The 16,322-nt window shown below is 39.0% G+C and carries 20 protein-coding genes; 19 read left to right on the top strand and 1 reads right to left on the bottom strand.

Annotated elements, in window-relative coordinates:
- On the bottom strand, window positions 1-472 hold a 472-nt coding region (locus JCM15548_RS11545; RefSeq protein ID WP_157482694.1), incomplete at its 3' end, for a serine hydrolase.
- A 375-nt stretch (window positions 473-847) separates the two neighbouring features.
- On the opposite strand from JCM15548_RS11545, the gene JCM15548_RS22255 reads away from it, so the two are divergent.
- The 19 genes from JCM15548_RS22255 to JCM15548_RS26335 all read left to right on the top strand — a co-directional run bounded on the left by JCM15548_RS22255 (window position 848) and on the right by JCM15548_RS26335 (window position 15,613).
- Window positions 848-1,000, top strand: a complete 153-nt coding sequence (locus JCM15548_RS22255; protein ID WP_173427660.1) for a DUF8506 family protein — start codon at window positions 848-850, stop codon at window positions 998-1,000.
- A 159-nt stretch (window positions 1,001-1,159) separates the two neighbouring features.
- Window positions 1,160-1,555: a GxxExxY protein gene (locus tag JCM15548_RS11540; protein WP_062125490.1), complete on the top strand. Its 396-nt coding sequence runs from the start codon at window positions 1,160-1,162 to the stop codon at window positions 1,553-1,555.
- Window positions 1,556-1,713: 158 nt separating this feature from the next.
- On the top strand, window positions 1,714-2,352 hold the full coding sequence (locus JCM15548_RS11535; protein WP_227625732.1) for an ABC transporter permease: 639 nt from the start codon (window positions 1,714-1,716) through the stop codon (window positions 2,350-2,352).
- 35 nt (window positions 2,353-2,387) lie between these two features.
- Complete coding sequence (locus JCM15548_RS23915; RefSeq protein ID WP_227625731.1) at window positions 2,388-2,558, top strand: hypothetical protein; 171 nt, start codon at window positions 2,388-2,390, stop codon at window positions 2,556-2,558.
- Between the two features lie 169 nt (window positions 2,559-2,727).
- Window positions 2,728-3,117, top strand: coding sequence for a GxxExxY protein (locus tag JCM15548_RS11530; RefSeq protein ID WP_062125488.1), 390 nt, complete (start codon window positions 2,728-2,730; stop codon window positions 3,115-3,117).
- A 350-nt stretch (window positions 3,118-3,467) separates the two neighbouring features.
- Window positions 3,468-4,862, top strand: a complete 1,395-nt coding sequence (locus tag JCM15548_RS11520; protein WP_062125483.1) for an ATP-binding protein — start codon at window positions 3,468-3,470, stop codon at window positions 4,860-4,862.
- A 417-nt stretch (window positions 4,863-5,279) separates the two neighbouring features.
- A complete protein-coding gene (locus tag JCM15548_RS23910; RefSeq protein WP_227625730.1) occupies window positions 5,280-5,630 on the top strand; it encodes an ATP-binding cassette domain-containing protein in 351 nt (116 codons plus the stop codon).
- Between the two features lie 26 nt (window positions 5,631-5,656).
- On the top strand, window positions 5,657-5,839 hold the full coding sequence (locus tag JCM15548_RS23905; RefSeq protein ID WP_227625729.1) for a hypothetical protein: 183 nt from the start codon (window positions 5,657-5,659) through the stop codon (window positions 5,837-5,839).
- An 11-nt stretch (window positions 5,840-5,850) separates the two neighbouring features.
- On the top strand, window positions 5,851-6,567 hold the full coding sequence (locus JCM15548_RS23900; protein ID WP_227625728.1) for a hypothetical protein: 717 nt from the start codon (window positions 5,851-5,853) through the stop codon (window positions 6,565-6,567).
- 4 nt (window positions 6,568-6,571) lie between these two features.
- Complete coding sequence (gene pseB / locus JCM15548_RS11510) at window positions 6,572-7,585, top strand: UDP-N-acetylglucosamine 4,6-dehydratase (inverting) (RefSeq protein WP_062125481.1); 1,014 nt, start codon at window positions 6,572-6,574, stop codon at window positions 7,583-7,585.
- Window positions 7,586-8,743 (top strand): UDP-4-amino-4,6-dideoxy-N-acetyl-beta-L-altrosamine transaminase, encoded by a 1,158-nt coding sequence (gene pseC / locus JCM15548_RS11505; protein ID WP_062125480.1) that lies wholly within the window; start codon window positions 7,586-7,588, stop codon window positions 8,741-8,743.
- Window positions 8,740-9,453: a pseudaminic acid cytidylyltransferase gene (pseF, locus tag JCM15548_RS11500; protein ID WP_062125479.1), complete on the top strand. Its 714-nt coding sequence runs from the start codon at window positions 8,740-8,742 to the stop codon at window positions 9,451-9,453. Before pseC ends, pseF begins: the two co-directional genes overlap by 4 nt.
- Window positions 9,422-10,426 carry a UDP-2,4-diacetamido-2,4,6-trideoxy-beta-L-altropyranose hydrolase gene (pseG, locus tag JCM15548_RS11495; RefSeq protein WP_062125478.1) on the top strand — a complete coding sequence of 335 codons (1,005 nt, stop codon included), beginning with the start codon at window positions 9,422-9,424 and terminating at the stop codon, window positions 10,424-10,426. Before pseF ends, pseG begins: the two co-directional genes overlap by 32 nt.
- Window position 10,427: 1 nt before the next feature.
- Window positions 10,428-10,898 carry a GNAT family N-acetyltransferase gene (locus JCM15548_RS11490; protein ID WP_062125477.1) on the top strand — a complete coding sequence of 157 codons (471 nt, stop codon included), beginning with the start codon at window positions 10,428-10,430 and terminating at the stop codon, window positions 10,896-10,898.
- Window positions 10,899-10,908: 10 nt separating this feature from the next.
- A complete protein-coding gene (gene pseI / locus JCM15548_RS11485) occupies window positions 10,909-11,949 on the top strand; it encodes a pseudaminic acid synthase (RefSeq protein ID WP_062125476.1) in 1,041 nt (346 codons plus the stop codon).
- On the top strand, window positions 11,949-13,496 hold the full coding sequence (locus JCM15548_RS11480; protein ID WP_062125475.1) for a hypothetical protein: 1,548 nt from the start codon (window positions 11,949-11,951) through the stop codon (window positions 13,494-13,496). Before pseI ends, JCM15548_RS11480 begins: the two co-directional genes overlap by 1 nt.
- A 28-nt stretch (window positions 13,497-13,524) precedes the next feature.
- Window positions 13,525-14,433, top strand: a complete 909-nt coding sequence (locus tag JCM15548_RS11475; RefSeq protein ID WP_062125473.1) for a CatB-related O-acetyltransferase — start codon at window positions 13,525-13,527, stop codon at window positions 14,431-14,433.
- Window positions 14,430-15,338, top strand: a complete 909-nt coding sequence (locus JCM15548_RS11470) for an SGNH/GDSL hydrolase family protein (RefSeq protein WP_062125471.1) — start codon at window positions 14,430-14,432, stop codon at window positions 15,336-15,338. The genes JCM15548_RS11475 and JCM15548_RS11470 overlap by 4 nt, the downstream gene beginning before the upstream one ends.
- A complete protein-coding gene (locus tag JCM15548_RS26335) occupies window positions 15,230-15,613 on the top strand; it encodes an SGNH/GDSL hydrolase family protein (RefSeq protein ID WP_369403696.1) in 384 nt (127 codons plus the stop codon). The genes JCM15548_RS11470 and JCM15548_RS26335 overlap by 109 nt, the downstream gene beginning before the upstream one ends.
- The last annotated feature ends 709 nt before the right edge of the window (window positions 15,614-16,322 follow it).

Below are 16,322 nucleotides of genomic sequence, written 5' to 3'. Positions count from 1 at the left end.
TCTGCAAACCCGAAGTATGCGTCAGCAATTCCCTAAAAGTCAGATCATCCACCCCCGGACCTACATTCCACCACGCAGGCGGCAGATGAGAAACAATTTTATCATCAATGGTTAAGTCATTCGCCTCCAGCAACTGCATCACCGCAATGGCCGTGTAAAACTTAGAAACACTCGCCACATTAATCTTCTTCGTCGTTTTAAAATCAAGCTGACCATCAGCAATTGTCCGCGCACTCCCAAAAGCCTTCGCCTTGCGCAAAACCCCGTTTTTACTAATCGAATAAGACCAGCCAATCGGCTCATCATTGTTCCAGTTAATGTAATTTTCCAGATTCTCTGCAAACTTGTTGATATCCGGTTCCGGCAAATCCGGTTGCAGAATATCCTTGGGGGCATCATCCTCACAAGAGAGGTTGAGCAGGCTGAGTGGTATCAGAACCATCATACCCAATAGAAAGGTTTTGCTTTTCATGGTCTCATGGATTAAATGGCTACTAAAATGACCTTATTCTTATTTAGATTACTTTAAAACACATTAACAAATAATTTGGTTCATTCAAAACCCCCATTTCCTTTCACTCTCATACAAAAGCCTTTAAAAAAAAACAATTTCTCCACTGTAACTAAACACCCCCACACTTCGTTATTAGCAGGAAATGCCCTATTTTTGTATTCGCTTTGGTGGAACTCACCGGGCCGAAGGCGTGCGTACCGCCAAAGGTTTAATCCGCTAATTACGCGCGCTCGGCTATGCAGCTTTGCTTGCAAAGAATTACACCAATAAATGATACGAGCCCATTAGCGTAATCAGCGGACAAAAACAATTCAGTGACCAAAAACTCTTCGTATGAAAACCAAAAACATAAGAGAAAAGGTTTTAAAAGGGCTGGAATTGACACATAAACGACTAATCAAATCAAAAAAGGAAAGAAACTTTGATCTGGTTGTTTCCCAAAATGGACAAATAGTTACAATACGCGCAAAAGACTTGGTACTATAAACCACAAAAAAAAAGATGAATCCACGAATCGAAGATCGACGGAGTCAATTACACCAATTAAAAACCTAAAAATTCGTGCCAATTAGTGTAATTAGTGGACAAAAAAAATTAGCGACCATTCGCGTAATTCGCGGATAAACCCAATTAGCGGATAACCCAATGCCCAATCTCCTAACCCCCACCCTCATCTACAAAGACGAAGCCTACAAAATAATAGGCGCCGCCATGAACGTCCACCGGGAACTCGGATGCGGCTTTTTAGAACCAGTCTATTCCGAAGCCTTAGAAATCGAATTCAAACAGCAAGGCGTCCCCTATCAGCGAGAGGTACCCTTATCCATCGCTTACAAAGGAGAAACCTTAAACAAATTATACCAGGCAGATTACATTTGCTACCAGAACATCATCGTCGAGCTCAAAGCCATCAGCAGCTTTGAAGGCATCCACGAAGCACAGGTAATCAACTACCTAAAAGCAACAGGATACAAGCTCGGCCTGTTAATCAACTTCGGCGAGCAATCCCTTAAATACAAACGAATAGTAAAAGAAAGATAGAATCCGCGAATCGAAGATCGACGGAGTCAATTACGCGAATTAAACGAATTAAAGCCCAAACAAATTAGCGTAATTAGCGGACAAAAAAATTTAGCGTAATAAAAATTAGCGTCCATTAGCGTAATTAGCGGACCCCAAAACCCAATTAGCGGAAAAAAATGCAAGACTACGACCTGATCATCCGGCCCAAGCGCCACGCCTTCGATATCAACTTCAAAGAAATCTGGCAATACCGTGACCTGCTCGCCATGTTCGTCAAGCGCGACGTCATCACCGTATATAAGCAGACCGTGCTGGGGCCCATATGGTTCATCGTGCAGCCCATCCTCACCACCATCATCTACATCGTCGTATTCGGCAACATCGCCAACATAAGCACCGACGGCACCCCACAAGTCCTCTTTTACCTCAGCGGCATCGTCATCTGGAACTACTTCGCCGAAAGCTTCAACCAGACCAGTGACACCTTCACGCAAAACGCCAACATCTTTGGGAAAGTCTATTTCCCGCGGCTCATCATGCCCCTGAGTAAAGTAGCCAGCGGACTCATCAAATTCTTCATCCAGTTAGGCTTCTTCCTGGTCGTTTATGCTTACTACCTCCTGCAACGAGAACCCAGCATACAACCCAACTGGACACTGGCGCTACTGCCCGTTTACATCACCATAATGGCCATGATGGGCATGGGCATGGGCATCCTGTTCACCAGCATGACCACCAAGTACCGCGATTTGAAATTCCTCATCGCCTTCGGCGTTCAACTGCTCATGTACGCCACCCCGTCATTTACCCCATGAGCACAGTGCCCGAAGGCAAAATGAAAATGATATTAATGGCCAACCCCCTCACCCCCATCGTCGAAGGCTTCAAATACGCCTTTTTAGGCTCCGGCCATTTCAGTTGGACATCATTAGGATATAGCGCCGGCGTCACCGCCGTCATCCTCATCATAGGCATCATCGTCTTCCACAAAACCGAACGCAACTTCATCGACACCGTATAGGGAAAAGTGTCCACAGATGGCACAGATTGGCACAGATTAAAATGAAGAAGGGGTCCACTGGATTCAAGCATAGCGCAGTCCCGTATAACGGGAACCCAGATGGGCACAGATTAAAATAAAAAAGGGGTCCACAGATGGGCACAGATTAAAAAAAATGGATTAAATATTCATGCCTGAGCTGTTAAAAAAAGAATTTCCATTAAAAAGTGAGACCTATGAGATTATAGGAGCAGCCATGGAGGTTCATCAGCAATTAGGGAACGGATTTCTGGAAGGTGTATATCAGGAGGCATTAGGAATAGAATTAAAGACAAGAAACATTGAATTTGAAAGAGAAGCACCCCTGATTATATTTTACAAAGATCAGATATTAAGCAAGAAATACATCGCAGATTTTATATGTCACGATCAAATCATAGTAGAGTTAAAAGCAATTTCAGATTTATGCAGTGAGCACGACGCCCAGGTATTAAACTACCTCAAAGCAACCAACATGAAAGTAGGACTATTACTTAACTTCGGAAGCAAAAGCCTCCAATACAAAAGAATAATCCTTTAATCCCATTTAAATCCCCGCGTCATATTCCGTTTCAAATTCCATTAAAAAAATCTGCGCTAATCTGCGTAATCTGTGGACAGAAAAATATTTAAATAATCTGCGTTAATCTGCGTAATCTGTGGACAAAAACAATCTACGTTAATCCTCTTAAATTTAATCTGCGCTAATCTGCGTAATCTGTGGACAGTAAAAACATTAAAAAAATCTGCGTAAATCTGCGTTCCCGCCATGCGGATCCCAAGCCGCAGGCGCAGTTCCGATTTATCGGAAGCGCTACGCTTGTCATCGGCTATGCCGCTTGGTTTACCAAGAATCTGTGGACAAAAAAACCATTCGTGTAATAAAAAATAATGACCTTCGCCCCCTTTACAATTCATAAACTAATCGCTTCAGGTGAAAATGAAACCATCGAGTTCAAATCGGGGTTTAATACCGAAGTTATAATATCATTAAACGCATTCGCAAATACACATGGCGGTATAATTCTGATTGGGGTTAATGACCAAGGAGTAATAAAAGGTGTTGAAATTGGTTCGGAAACTTTGAAGTCCTGGATAAATGAAATAAAGCAAAAAACCTATCCTTCAATTATACCTGATGTCTTAGAAACAGAGATAGAAGGAAAACATATCATTGGCTTGTACATACAGGAATTCCCAATTAAACCCGTTGCTTTTCAAGGACGCTATTTTAAACGAGTTAAAAACTCTAACCATCAATTAACTGTTGATGAAATTTCGATGCTCCATTTGCAGTCCTTTAACTCCAGTTGGGACTACTATACGAATACACTACATACACATTCGGATATCTCGATACAAAAAGTTCAGAAAGTGATTGAAAGACTTCAATCCAGAGGGTTAACCATCGACACCAACCCAAGTACCTTTTTAAAGAAAAAAGAATTAGTCCGACTAGATAAACTGACCAATGCTTGCTTTCTGTTGTTCACAGAAAACGATACTGTGATGACAACCATAGAAATGGGGCGCTTTAAGTCATCAACCAACATTGTCGATAATGCAAGACTCCAAACCGATGTTGTAAATGAAGTAGAAATGGTGATGAATTTCATCAAAAAACATATAAACCAGGCAATCATCTTTGATGGCAATATCGAAAACACCATTCAATGGCAATATCCAATGGACGCCATACGCGAAATCATACTAAATATGATCATTCATCGCGATTATAGTATGGCATTTGATTCAGTTATAAAAATTTTCGACGAGAAAATAGAGTTTTTCAACCCAGGAAAATTACCCAATGGCCTAACAATCGATAAACTAATTTCAAACGACTATATATCCACTCCCAAAAACAAACTTATTGCCAACCTATTTAAAGAAATGGGATGGATAGAAAAATATGGATCAGGCGTTCAAAGAATCCTCGAATCATTCAAAACAGCACAACTACCGACACCTCATTTCGAGGAAATAGCCGGTGGCTTCAGGGTTACTGTATATGGGAAGAGTGTCGTAGATAATGTCACAGATAATGTCACAGATAGTGTCGTAGATAGTGTCGTAGATAATGTCGTAGATAGTGTCGTAGATAACGAATTGAAAGTATTAAACCTTTTAAAAGACAATCAAAAACTATCTGCAAAAGATTTAGCCAAGATTACTGATTTATCCCCGCGTACAATACAACGGCACATCCAATCACTACGCACAAAGAAATTAATAAAACGAATCGGTTCTGACAAAGGAGGATATTGGGAAATACTCTCAACATAAACGACTAATCAATGATTGATCAATGAATAGAAGAAAGTAATCTGTGAATTGAAAATCAGCGTAGCTAAAACTGTGGACAAAAAAATCTACATTAATCCTCATAAATTAAATCTGCGTTAATCTGCGTTCCCGCCATGCGGGATCTCAAGCCGCAGGCGCAGTTCCGATTTATCGGAAGCGCTGCGCTTGAATCCATTTAAAATCCATTAAAATTAATCTGCGCTAATCTGCGTAATCTGTGGACAGAAAAAACATTAAAAAAATATGCGTAAATCTGCGTTCCCGCCATGCGGGACTGCGCTACGCTTGAATCTGTGGACAAAAAAATCTACGTTAATCCTCTTAAATTTAATCTGCGTTAATCTGCGTTCCCGCCATGCGGGACTGCGCTACGCTTGAATCTGTGGACAAAAAACCATGAGCAGCCCCGTTATAAAAATAGAAAACCTCTCCAAAGTCTACCGCCTCGGCGAAGTAGGCACCGGCACCCTCTCCCACGACCTCAACCGCTTCTGGCGCATGAACATCCTCGGACAAGACGACCCCTACGCCAAAGTAGGCCAAGTCAACGACCGCACCCAAAAAGCCCAAAAAGGAGAGCACATCAGCGCCCTGCGCGACATCAACTTAGAAGTCCACCAAGGCGAAGTATTGGGCATCATCGGCAAGAACGGCGCAGGCAAAAGCACCCTGCTGAAACTCTTGAGTCGCGTCACCGGCCCCACCACCGGCAGCATCAAAGTCAAAGGTCGGCTAGCTCCCTTTTAGAAGTCGGCACCGGCTTCAACCCCGAGATGACCGGCCGTGAAAACATCTACATGAACGGCACCATCATGGGCATGCGACGATGGGAAATCACCCGCAAGCTCGACGAGATCGTCGAATTCGCCGGCGTCGCCAAATACCTCGACACCCCCACCAAGCGCTATAGCAGCGGAATGACTGTCCGGCTCGCTTCGCCATCGCCGCCCATTTAGAGCCAGAGATTTTGGTTGTTGACGAAGTTTTGGCCGTCGGAGATGCAGAATTTCAGAAGAAGGCCATTGGTAAGATGCAGGATGTGAGCACAAATGATGGGAGAACTGTATTGTTTGTGAGTCATAATATGGGAAGTGTACAACAACTTTGTCAGAAAGGTATAATTTTAGCTAATGGTTTAATATCCTTTCAAGGAGAAATTGACAAAACAATAAAAAACTATCTTGACAGTCAAGAGTTTGACAGCTTAAGCAGTGAAAAAAAATTTACTCTTGATCCAGCTAAAGATTTTCAGCTAGCGTATGCTAAACTGTTTAATAACAATAATGAAGTAAAAAGTGTCTTCGAATGTGATGAAGATATAAGAATTCTACTTGAATTTCAGAATTCAGGATCATTTCCTGGGCTGACAGGATACTTAGAGATACTATCAAAACATAACAACACTCCAATTCTAGTTTCAGACAGTAATGATATCTTAATGCATAAACTTGGCGAACTGCCATCAGGAACACCAAAAGTTGAGATAAAAATACCTAGAAGAACACTTGGCATAGGAACCTATACCGTATATTTCAATTTCACCAACAGACACAGCAACATTTCGGTTAACATTGACACCCCTGCTCATATATTATCATTTACTTTAAATGATAATAGCACAACAAGAGGAAATAGCAGAAAAGGATATATAAGCACATTACTTGACTGGAAAATTTTAGACTGAAACCATGCTCAACAATAGGAAAATATTAATCACAGGAGGAACCGGATCATTTGGAAAAAAGTTCACTGAAATGATTCTTGCCGAATACCCAGCAGTAAAAAGAATTGTTATTTATTCGAGAGATGAATTGAAACAATCTGATATGCGGCAAATATACCCCGCAGTAAAATATCCTCAATTAAGATTTTTTATTGGTGATGTAAGAGACAGGGAAAGGCTAAAGCAGGCCTGCGAAGGTATTGATGTTATTATACATGCGGCAGCCATAAAACAAGTTGATACGGCTGAGTATAATCCAACAGAGTGTATACGCACCAATGTTGATGGGGCTGAAAATGTCATACATGCAGCCTTAGAATGCGGTGTAAAACGAGTCGTTGCATTAAGTACAGATAAGGCATGTGCACCAATCAACCTTTATGGAGCAACAAAATTGACGTCTGACAAGCTTTTTGCCGCCGCAAATAATATCAAAGGCAGTAAGGACATCAAGTTTTCCATTGTAAGATATGGCAATGTTATGGGATCAAGAGGCTCGGTTATTCCCTTCTTCCTGAATAAACGGAAAGAGGGTATATTACCCATTACACATAAAGAGATGACTCGTTTCAATATTTCATTGGAAGAAGGAGTGCGTTTGGTATTCTTCGCCATTGAAAATGCGCTGGGCGGGGAAATTTTTGTACCAAAAATACCATCATATAAAATTCTCGATGTTGCAGAAGCTATAGCTCCAAATGCAAAGATAGAGGAAGTTGGAATAAGACCTGGTGAGAAATTGCACGAAGAAATGATAACTGAAACAGACGCTTTAAATACCATTGAATTTGATCAATATTATGCCATCCTCCCATCGGTATCTTATATGTACACAAAAGAAGATTTTATAAAACATCATAATGCCACACTTCTAAATTTTGGCTTCAAATACAACTCCGGAACTAATACCCAATGGGAAACCGTTGAAACCATAAGAGAAAAAATAAAGGAATTTGTTGATCCTAATTTCACGATATAAATGAAACCTATCTCCTACGGCAGACAATTTATATCCGATGAAGATATAAATGCAGTTATCCAAGTCCTTAAATCAGATTTTCTGACACAAGGACCGACTATCCAGCATTTTGAAAAGGAGTTTGCCAAATATGTTGATGCCAAATATGCAGTTGCCGTCGCCAATGGAACAGCAGCATTACATCTGAGCGCAATGGCACTTAACGTGCAACCCGGAGACAAATGGTTAACAACTCCAATAACATTTGTGGCCAGTGCCAATTGTATCCGATATTGCGGAGGAGAGATTGATTTTATTGATATTGACTCCAAAACATACTGTATTGATATTGTAAAACTAGAGGAAAAACTTAAATCGGTCCCAAAAGGGACATATAAAGGGATAATACCAGTAGATTTTGCAGGGTATCCTGTAAACATGGAAGAAATTCGCAGCTTGGCTAACGATTACGATCTAAAGATAATAGAAGACGCATGTCATGCACCAGGTGGATTTTTTGTCGACAATCAAGGCACAAATCAAAAATGTGGAAATGGGCAATTTGCCGATCTGGCCATTTTCTCCTTTCATCCTGTTAAACATATTGCTACCGGAGAGGGAGGCATGATAACCACCAATAATAAAGAACTCTATGAGAAGTTATGCCTATATCGTACGCATGGCATCACACGAAATGAGGATCAAATGAGTGAAAACCATGGTGGTTGGTATTACCAAATGATTGAATTAGGTTATAATTATCGTTTGTCTGATATTCAGGCGGCGCTGGGAATATCCCAATTAAGCAGAGCAGACATAGGATTAAATGCAAGACAAGAGATTGCACAACGTTATAATCAGGCCTTTACAAAAAACGATCACATTCAAACACCTTTTGTCGCTAATGAAGCGAATCATGCCTATCATTTATACATTATTCAAATAGATGATAGAAAAGGATTATACGAATACCTTAGAAAGCATAATATCTTCAGCCAGGTGCACTATGTACCAGTACACACCATGCCATATTATAAGAATCAAGAAAATACGAAACATGATTTGCCAATAGCTGAAACTTATTATGATCATTGTCTCAGTTTACCAATGTACCCCACACTCACAATAAATGAGCAAAATTATGTTATCGATAAAGTATTGGATTTTGTTAATTCATGAGTACGATAGCCATAATACCAGCAAGGGGAGGAAGTAAGCGCATCCCTCGTAAAAACATTAAGGATTTTCTGGGAAAACCCATTATTGCATATTCCATCGAAGCAGCTAAAGCGTCAAAGCTGTTTGATGAAATAATGGTATCAACCGATGATGAGGAAATTGCAAAAATAGCTCAAAAGTATGGAGCCAAAGTTCCGTTTTTCAGAACCAAAGAAGCATCCAATGATTTTGCAACCTTGGCCGATGTAATAATTGAAGTTTTAAATGAATATAAAAAGTCGAATCAGATTTTTGAAACGATTTGTTGCATCCTGCCGACTGCACCCTTAATTAACTCTTCCAGAATAATTGAAGCTTACAACAAATTAAACAATAAAGATTTAGATTCCCTTTGCCCCGTAGTGGCCTTCACTTACCCAATATATAGGGCATTACAAATAAACGAAAATAACAACCTGGAAATGATATGGCCGGAGTATCTAATTACCAGAAGTCAGGATTTGAAACCAGCCTACCACGATTCAGGCTCCTTTTATTGGATTAAGAATGAAGCATTAATGCAACAAAAATCATTGTTTTGTATGAAATGTGGAGCAATTATTATACCGGAAATGGAGGTTCAAGATATAGACACTATTGAAGATTGGGAAATTGCGGAATTAAAGTTTAGAATTAGAAATGACGAAAAGAAAAATAATATTCCGTACTGATGGCAATGGTCAAATTGGTATGGGACATTATGTGCGTTCATTAGCATTAGCCAATATGCTGAAAAAAGACTTCCAGTGTGTCTTTGCTACTAGAAAGCCTACTAGTTACCAAGAAAGAGAGATTATACAAATCTGTAATACATGCATCATTTTATCGAACGATGACCACTATAGCCAATTTTTAAATAAATTAGTTGGTGATGAAATTGTCGTCCTTGACAACTATTATTTTAATACAGACTATCAGCAAGCTATAAAAAATAAGGGCTGTAAGCTAGTATGTATAGACGACATGCACGACAGACACTATGTAGCCGATATTGTTATAAATAATGCAGAGGGTCTTGACGCCAATGCTTATTCAAAGGAACCGTACACCAAACTATTGTTAGGATATAAATTTTCTTTGTTAAGACTTCCGTTTTTAGAAGCAGCAAGACAAACACAAATAACAACACCAAAGCAAAAACTAAGTAAAGTATTAATCAGCCTAGGAGCTACCAATCCTGAAAGCATTATCATTAAAATTACCAATCAACTTCTGGCTCATCCGGCAATTTCAGAAGTGCACCTAATCACTAATATAGATCCTAAATCCTTGACAAATAAGGCCAACAAAAAAACTGCTATTTATTGGCAACTGAATGCTGAGGAAATGGTTGATTTAATGAAAAAAACTGACTTTGGTTTTTTGCCTGCCAGCACTTTGTCAACAGAGGCAATTGCATGCCGACTTCCTTTTATTTGTGGATGGTTCGTCAATAACCAAAAAGACAATTACATTTCAATAGAAGAGAAGAGCCTAGCTTTAGGCATAGGCGATATAAATACAGTGGATGATAAAGCGCTATATTCAGCAATTACAAGCATCACTAATCCTGAAATTGCTAATAGCATATTCCTAACGCAACGTGAAGCAATAGATGGATGCGCTAAAGAACGGCTGATAAACGAATTTTTACAACTGACATAGTATGAGTTTAAAATTCAGGCATGCAAATATAGAGGATGCTGAACTCTTATTCAACTGGGTCAATGATCCTATTGTAAGAGCAGCATCGTTCTATAACAATTTAATATCATGGACAGATCATATCAATTGGTTCGAAAACAAATTAGAGGATGAAAAGACCCAAATCTTAATTTTTGAATTTGAGGGGGTCCCAGCGGGACAAATTAGAATTGAAAACAAGGAAACTGCCATTATTGGGGTCTCTATTGATAAAAACTTTAGAGGAAAAAAGTTAGCTGTAGAAATGCTTCGCAACGCTTGTACAGAATTTTGGAAAATTGAAAACAAACCACTTTTCGCATATATCAAAAAAGAAAACCTTGCCTCAATAAAAGCTTTTAAAAATGCTGGATTTTCCTATCTAATGGATGACAAAATAAACAATTCTGATTGCGTCATATACAAAGCTAACAACATTACAATCAATAATTAGAAAAAAAGTAATGAAAGATAACATCATGATTAGACCTGGGCATACTTTCATTATAGCTGAGCTTTCTGCTAACCATGGTCAAGACCTCAATATTGCAAAAGAAACCATCCGTGCTTCAAAAAGGGCCGGAGCAGATGCCATCAAACTTCAAACCTACACGCCTGACACAATCACTATTGACTGCGATAATATACATTTTACTGAATTGCTAAATGGGACCATTTGGGAAGGTAAAAAATTCTACGAGCTTTACAAAGAGGCTTACACTCCATGGGAATGGCACAGTAAAATATTTGAAATGGCTAAAGAGGAAGGGTTAAAGTGTTTTTCCTCTCCTTTCGACAAATCAGCTGTTGATTTTTTGGAAACATTAAATCCACCAGCCTATAAAATTGCATCGTTTGAAATACAGGATATTCCCTTGATTGAATACACTGCCTCTAAAGGTAGGTTAATGATAATTTCTACAGGGATAGCTGAGTTAGAAGATATTGAGCTAGCTATAGAAACATGCAAAAAAGCAGGAAATGAAAATATCATATTACTAAAATGCACCTCATCCTATCCTGCACCAATTGAAGAAGCCAATCTGGCAACTATTTCTGACATGAAAAAAAAGTTTAATGTTGAAGTTGGACTCTCTGACCACACACCCGGGTTTATTTCCCCAGTTGTTGCGGTCGCAATGGGCGCCTCAGTAATTGAAAAACATTTCATCTTAGATAAGGCAATTGGTGGACCAGATGCCAGTTTCTCGTTAGATGAAACGGAATTTGCCGAGATGGTGTCAGCTGTCAGGATGGCTGAAAAATCGATAGGGAAAATAAACTACAATTTAACAGAAAAATCTCAACAAAACAGAAAGTTTGGAAGGTCCCTCTTTTTTGTAGAGAACTTAAAGAAAGGACAAATAGTTACAGCAGAAAATGTCAGGTCTATAAGGCCGGCAAGCGGGTTACATCCCAAATACTTAGGACTCTTATTAGGCAAGAGACTAAAAAATGATGTATTAAAGGGAACGCCGGTTAGTTGGAGTGATATTTCAGAATAATGACAAATCAAACTAAAGAACATACAATTAAACGAAAAAAGATAGCCTCATATAAGGATGTTATTGACCTGTTAAATTTTATTGAGTCGGAAGCTCCTGTGAACAAATGGAGGTTGAGAACCCACCATATATGGCCAATGGTGAAGATTCAAATATCTTTTGCCTTACTGGCAGATTTAAGAAATACCCCACCTCTCAAGCAGGAAAAGACATCCTTCATTCCATCAAATCAACCCAAAAGAACATTCTTTTCGTTTTTATCAAACAATGCAAAAGACATTCTGTCGATTGTAAAACTGTTTTTTAAGACACGTGGATATAGCTATGTTTTTGCAGGTGCATTGAGCCATAGGGAGAATGTTCAAGGCGTTCATTTCAACAAATTTTACCATTCAATTATTGAGGATTTAGAAGTTGTTAACCAAAGGGCTTTACAAATAGAGTATTCACCTAAAGAAAGTTACAACAACACTCATCTACCTAATCGAAAAGATGTTATATTTATAGATGATTACTTCAGGGCATTTAATAAAATACATTTATTCTATTATAAAAACTGGTTAATTAAAGATTCGGATTTCCCTGGTCAGGAGTATTTAGCTGATAATTTAAGAGGGAATTACGAATTGCCATCATCTGTTTATAACATATTAGGTAAATCTGCTGTTGGCTTTTCAGATAATAGCTATTTTCCAATTTATTTATTCTTCAATTTTATAGCTAAAACGGTAAAACCCCAGATCGGCTTCGGCTTATGCTACTATGATATAAACATGTTGGCGATGTTTGAAGCATTTAATCAAAATAAGGTTAAAACAATTGAGATACAACACGGTCCTCAATCTCCTTTTCACCCGGCTTATGCAAAACAAATTAATGCTCCTTCTGCAGGTTATAAAATGCAACCAGGGCTATTTTGGGTTTGGGATAATAATTCAGCTTTGGATTTATCAAAAGGCATCTGTTCTAAAGCAAAAGAGCAAATTTTACAGTTTGGAAATCCATGGCATCAGTATTGGATAAGAAACGAAATTAACCATAATGGAGACTATCAGTTCAGTGACAACATTGTACTAGTTTGCCTTTCCCCATTTCAAAGTTATCTGGAAGATTTTGTAATTGAGGCAATAAAACAAACACATCAAAAATACAATTGGTGGATTAGGATACATCCAAGACAAAAAGAGATAAAGGATGAAATACTTGATTTCTTTAATCAAAATGGAATTCTTAATCTAATAAACCATAAGGATGCTACTGAATATCCCCTACCGCTAATTCTGTCCCATTCAAGGTTACATATAACAAAAGTTTCTGGCACCACAATAGAAGCTGCAGCATTTAATGTGCCAACTATTTTAACACACGAGCTCGGCAAAGAGTACTATCAAGAACAAATTATGCAAAAAAAGGCAATTTATATTGAGCATCAAGACACCAAAGTTTTAGTTAACGAAATTGAAAACCATATTAATTCTCAATCACCCAATAAGGTCAGCCAAATAATAGACTACAGTAAAATATTAAATTCATTTATAAGCAACTAATATACAAACCAAACCATTAACACCCACCATGCGAAAATTGCTCAGATATATTGTTTCAATCCTTTTCTACACTTTTCGAATCAACCTTTATTCCATTTATAACATCAACATAGGAAATGGTGTTAAATTAGAAAAGACTCATCTCACAAGGAACAATCAAATTGGCAATTTTTCAACCTTGAAACAAACATCTGTTTTTGGAACCGCGTCTATTGCTGAAAAGTGCAATTTTAACAATAGCGTCATTACAGGAGCAGTGAAAATTGGAAAACAAACTACAATTGCCAATTGCAGCTTAAATGGACAAGTGGAAATTGGCCCGCAAAGCACAATATCCAGTGCAACCATACACGGCAATTTCCAATGCCAGGAGCAACTCAGACTTTACGGACCCGACATAACAATTACAGGAAAAGTTGAAATAGGAAGGTTTACCAGCCTTAACGGACCCAATTTTGATATTTTTTGTAGCCTTAACAAAGTTAAGATCGGTTCGTTCTGTTCCATAGCTCGTAACGTATCCATTCAAGAGCATTCACATCACACAGACAGAATTTCCACCTACTACATCAACAAAAATGTACTTGGAGAAAACATTGAGAAAGACATTACCTCAAAAGGAGATATTGTCATCGAGAACGATGTATGGATTGGAGCGCATTGTGTGGTTTTATCCGGCGCACACATTTCAACAGGCGCTATTGTAGCAGCCAATTCAGTAGTAACAGGTTTTGTACCACCCTATGCCATAGTAGGTGGCTCACCAGCCAAAGTCATCAAGTATCGTTTCAATCAAGATACCATTAACACATTGTTGAAGTCTGCTTGGTGGGAATGGAGTGTAGAAAAGATTAAAGCGCACAAAGAGTTGTTCAATTTATCCCTTTCAACACCGGAAGCTATACAAGATTTGCAAAACATTTTTTCGACAAAATGAAAATAAGCAAAAGCAGACTATTGGCTTTATTTGCGATCAGCGTTATACTTAATACCATAGCCTTGTTAGGCTATACCTATCCAAGGTTAATCAATAAATTTCAGCAATATACCAGCCAAAGGCAGCATACCCTCCAAACTGCAAACGATACCACCCTCTATATCAATGGTCAATCCCTTGCTGTTTATGGGAAATATCACAACGAAAATAATTGGTATCGATTCCCCAGTTCCCTGAAAGAAAAGCTACGTCCGGAAGTCTGGGAATTAAGCAAGAATTCATCTGGAATCTATATCGATTTTTCAACCAACTCTCCATACCTGAAAGCAAAATGGCAATTAAAAAAAGGCCTGCAACCACGCAATATGACAGCAATAGGAGCAAGTGGGCTTGACCTCTATGTAAAAGAGAATGACCAGTTAAAATATGTCTGTTCGGGCATACCAGATCAACTACAAAATGAGCAAACGCTCATTTCCGGAATGGACAGCAGCGTCAAGGATTTTCGAATTTACTTGCCATTGTACAATGAAGTGGAGAATTTTTCAATCGGAATAGACCCAAAAGCATTCCACAATACACCAAAAGAGCATCCCTCTGAACAACCTATAGTTTTTTATGGCACAAGTATTACCCAAGGAGGAAGTGCTTCTAGACCAGGAATGGTTTACCCTTCAATAATTTCAAGAATCCTCAATAAAGAGGTAATAAACTTTGGTTTCAGTGGTAACGGACTGTTTGAAAAGTCAGTCGGAGACGCCATAATTGAAATAGATGCAAGCATATATGTTATCGACTGTACGCCAAACGCACACCCCATTACCATTCAAGAAAACGCACTGAACCTTATAAAACAGCTCCGTGCAACAAACAAACAAACAAACAAACACCAATACTCCTTATAGAAAGTATCTATCGAACTCCTTCCTATCTTAAGCAAGAACCAGATTCTGTTTTTGGCACCCATGCCTTTATTACAAACCAAAACAAGGAATTAAGAAAGGTTTTTACTGAAGCGGTAGCCTTAGGCTTTACAGATATTTATTATCTTAACAGTAACGAACTAATCGGCATTGACCGCGAAGGTACAGTAGATGGCACCCACTTCTCCGACCTCGGCCATTACCGTATGGCTCAGTCAGTATCCGAAAAAATAAAGCAAATTACTACTCTCAAATAGCCCTATTATATTTTAACCTACAAAAAACAAAAACCTCATTCATGTTGGGTATTTCGCCGATTGGCAAGAAGCACTTAACGCAAGCAACGAGAATCCTTACAGCATTCTGGTCGCTGCCGAACTTACCATTTCAAAACAAAACAACCAGTACCAAATAGCGCTCACAGGAACCGATGCACAAGGCAACACCATCATCACCCATTTTCAAGGCCCCCTGCCCTATTACACCCTTGAATAAATTGCCTCCGTCAATCCTCAATTCGCGTTATTAGGTGACTAAACTGTGGACAAAAAAACATTAAAAAAATCTGCGTTAATCTGTGCAATCTGTGGACAACATCCAATTCGTGTAAATTAGTGACCCAAGCACACTACATCATCTTCCACCCCGATAAGGCCCGCCAAGCCATCTATGCAAAGGCAACCGCTATAGAAAACGGGCAAGAGAATACGGCATGGAAAGGAAAAATATGCGTTGACAGCATCAATAATGGCAACGAAGATCCATTCGTCTTTTCAGACCCTTGGTTATATTCCTACTGCCACTCCTCCGTAACCCACTCCAAAGAGGCAAGACATTAAACAGATCAAGATACGGAAGTCGAAGACCCCTTCTTCTTAAACAGCCCCATCATACAGAATGTAGGGAAATACACCGACTGGAGAGAAGAATGAGAAGAATGAGACGCATTTGATCAACCTCCCTACA

Origin of the sequence: Geofilum rubicundum JCM 15548 (genome assembly GCF_000974365.1) — a bacterium.
Classification (GTDB): domain Bacteria; phylum Bacteroidota; class Bacteroidia; order Bacteroidales; family Marinilabiliaceae; genus Geofilum; species Geofilum rubicundum.
This window is presented reverse-complemented; position numbering and strand designations above follow the sequence as displayed.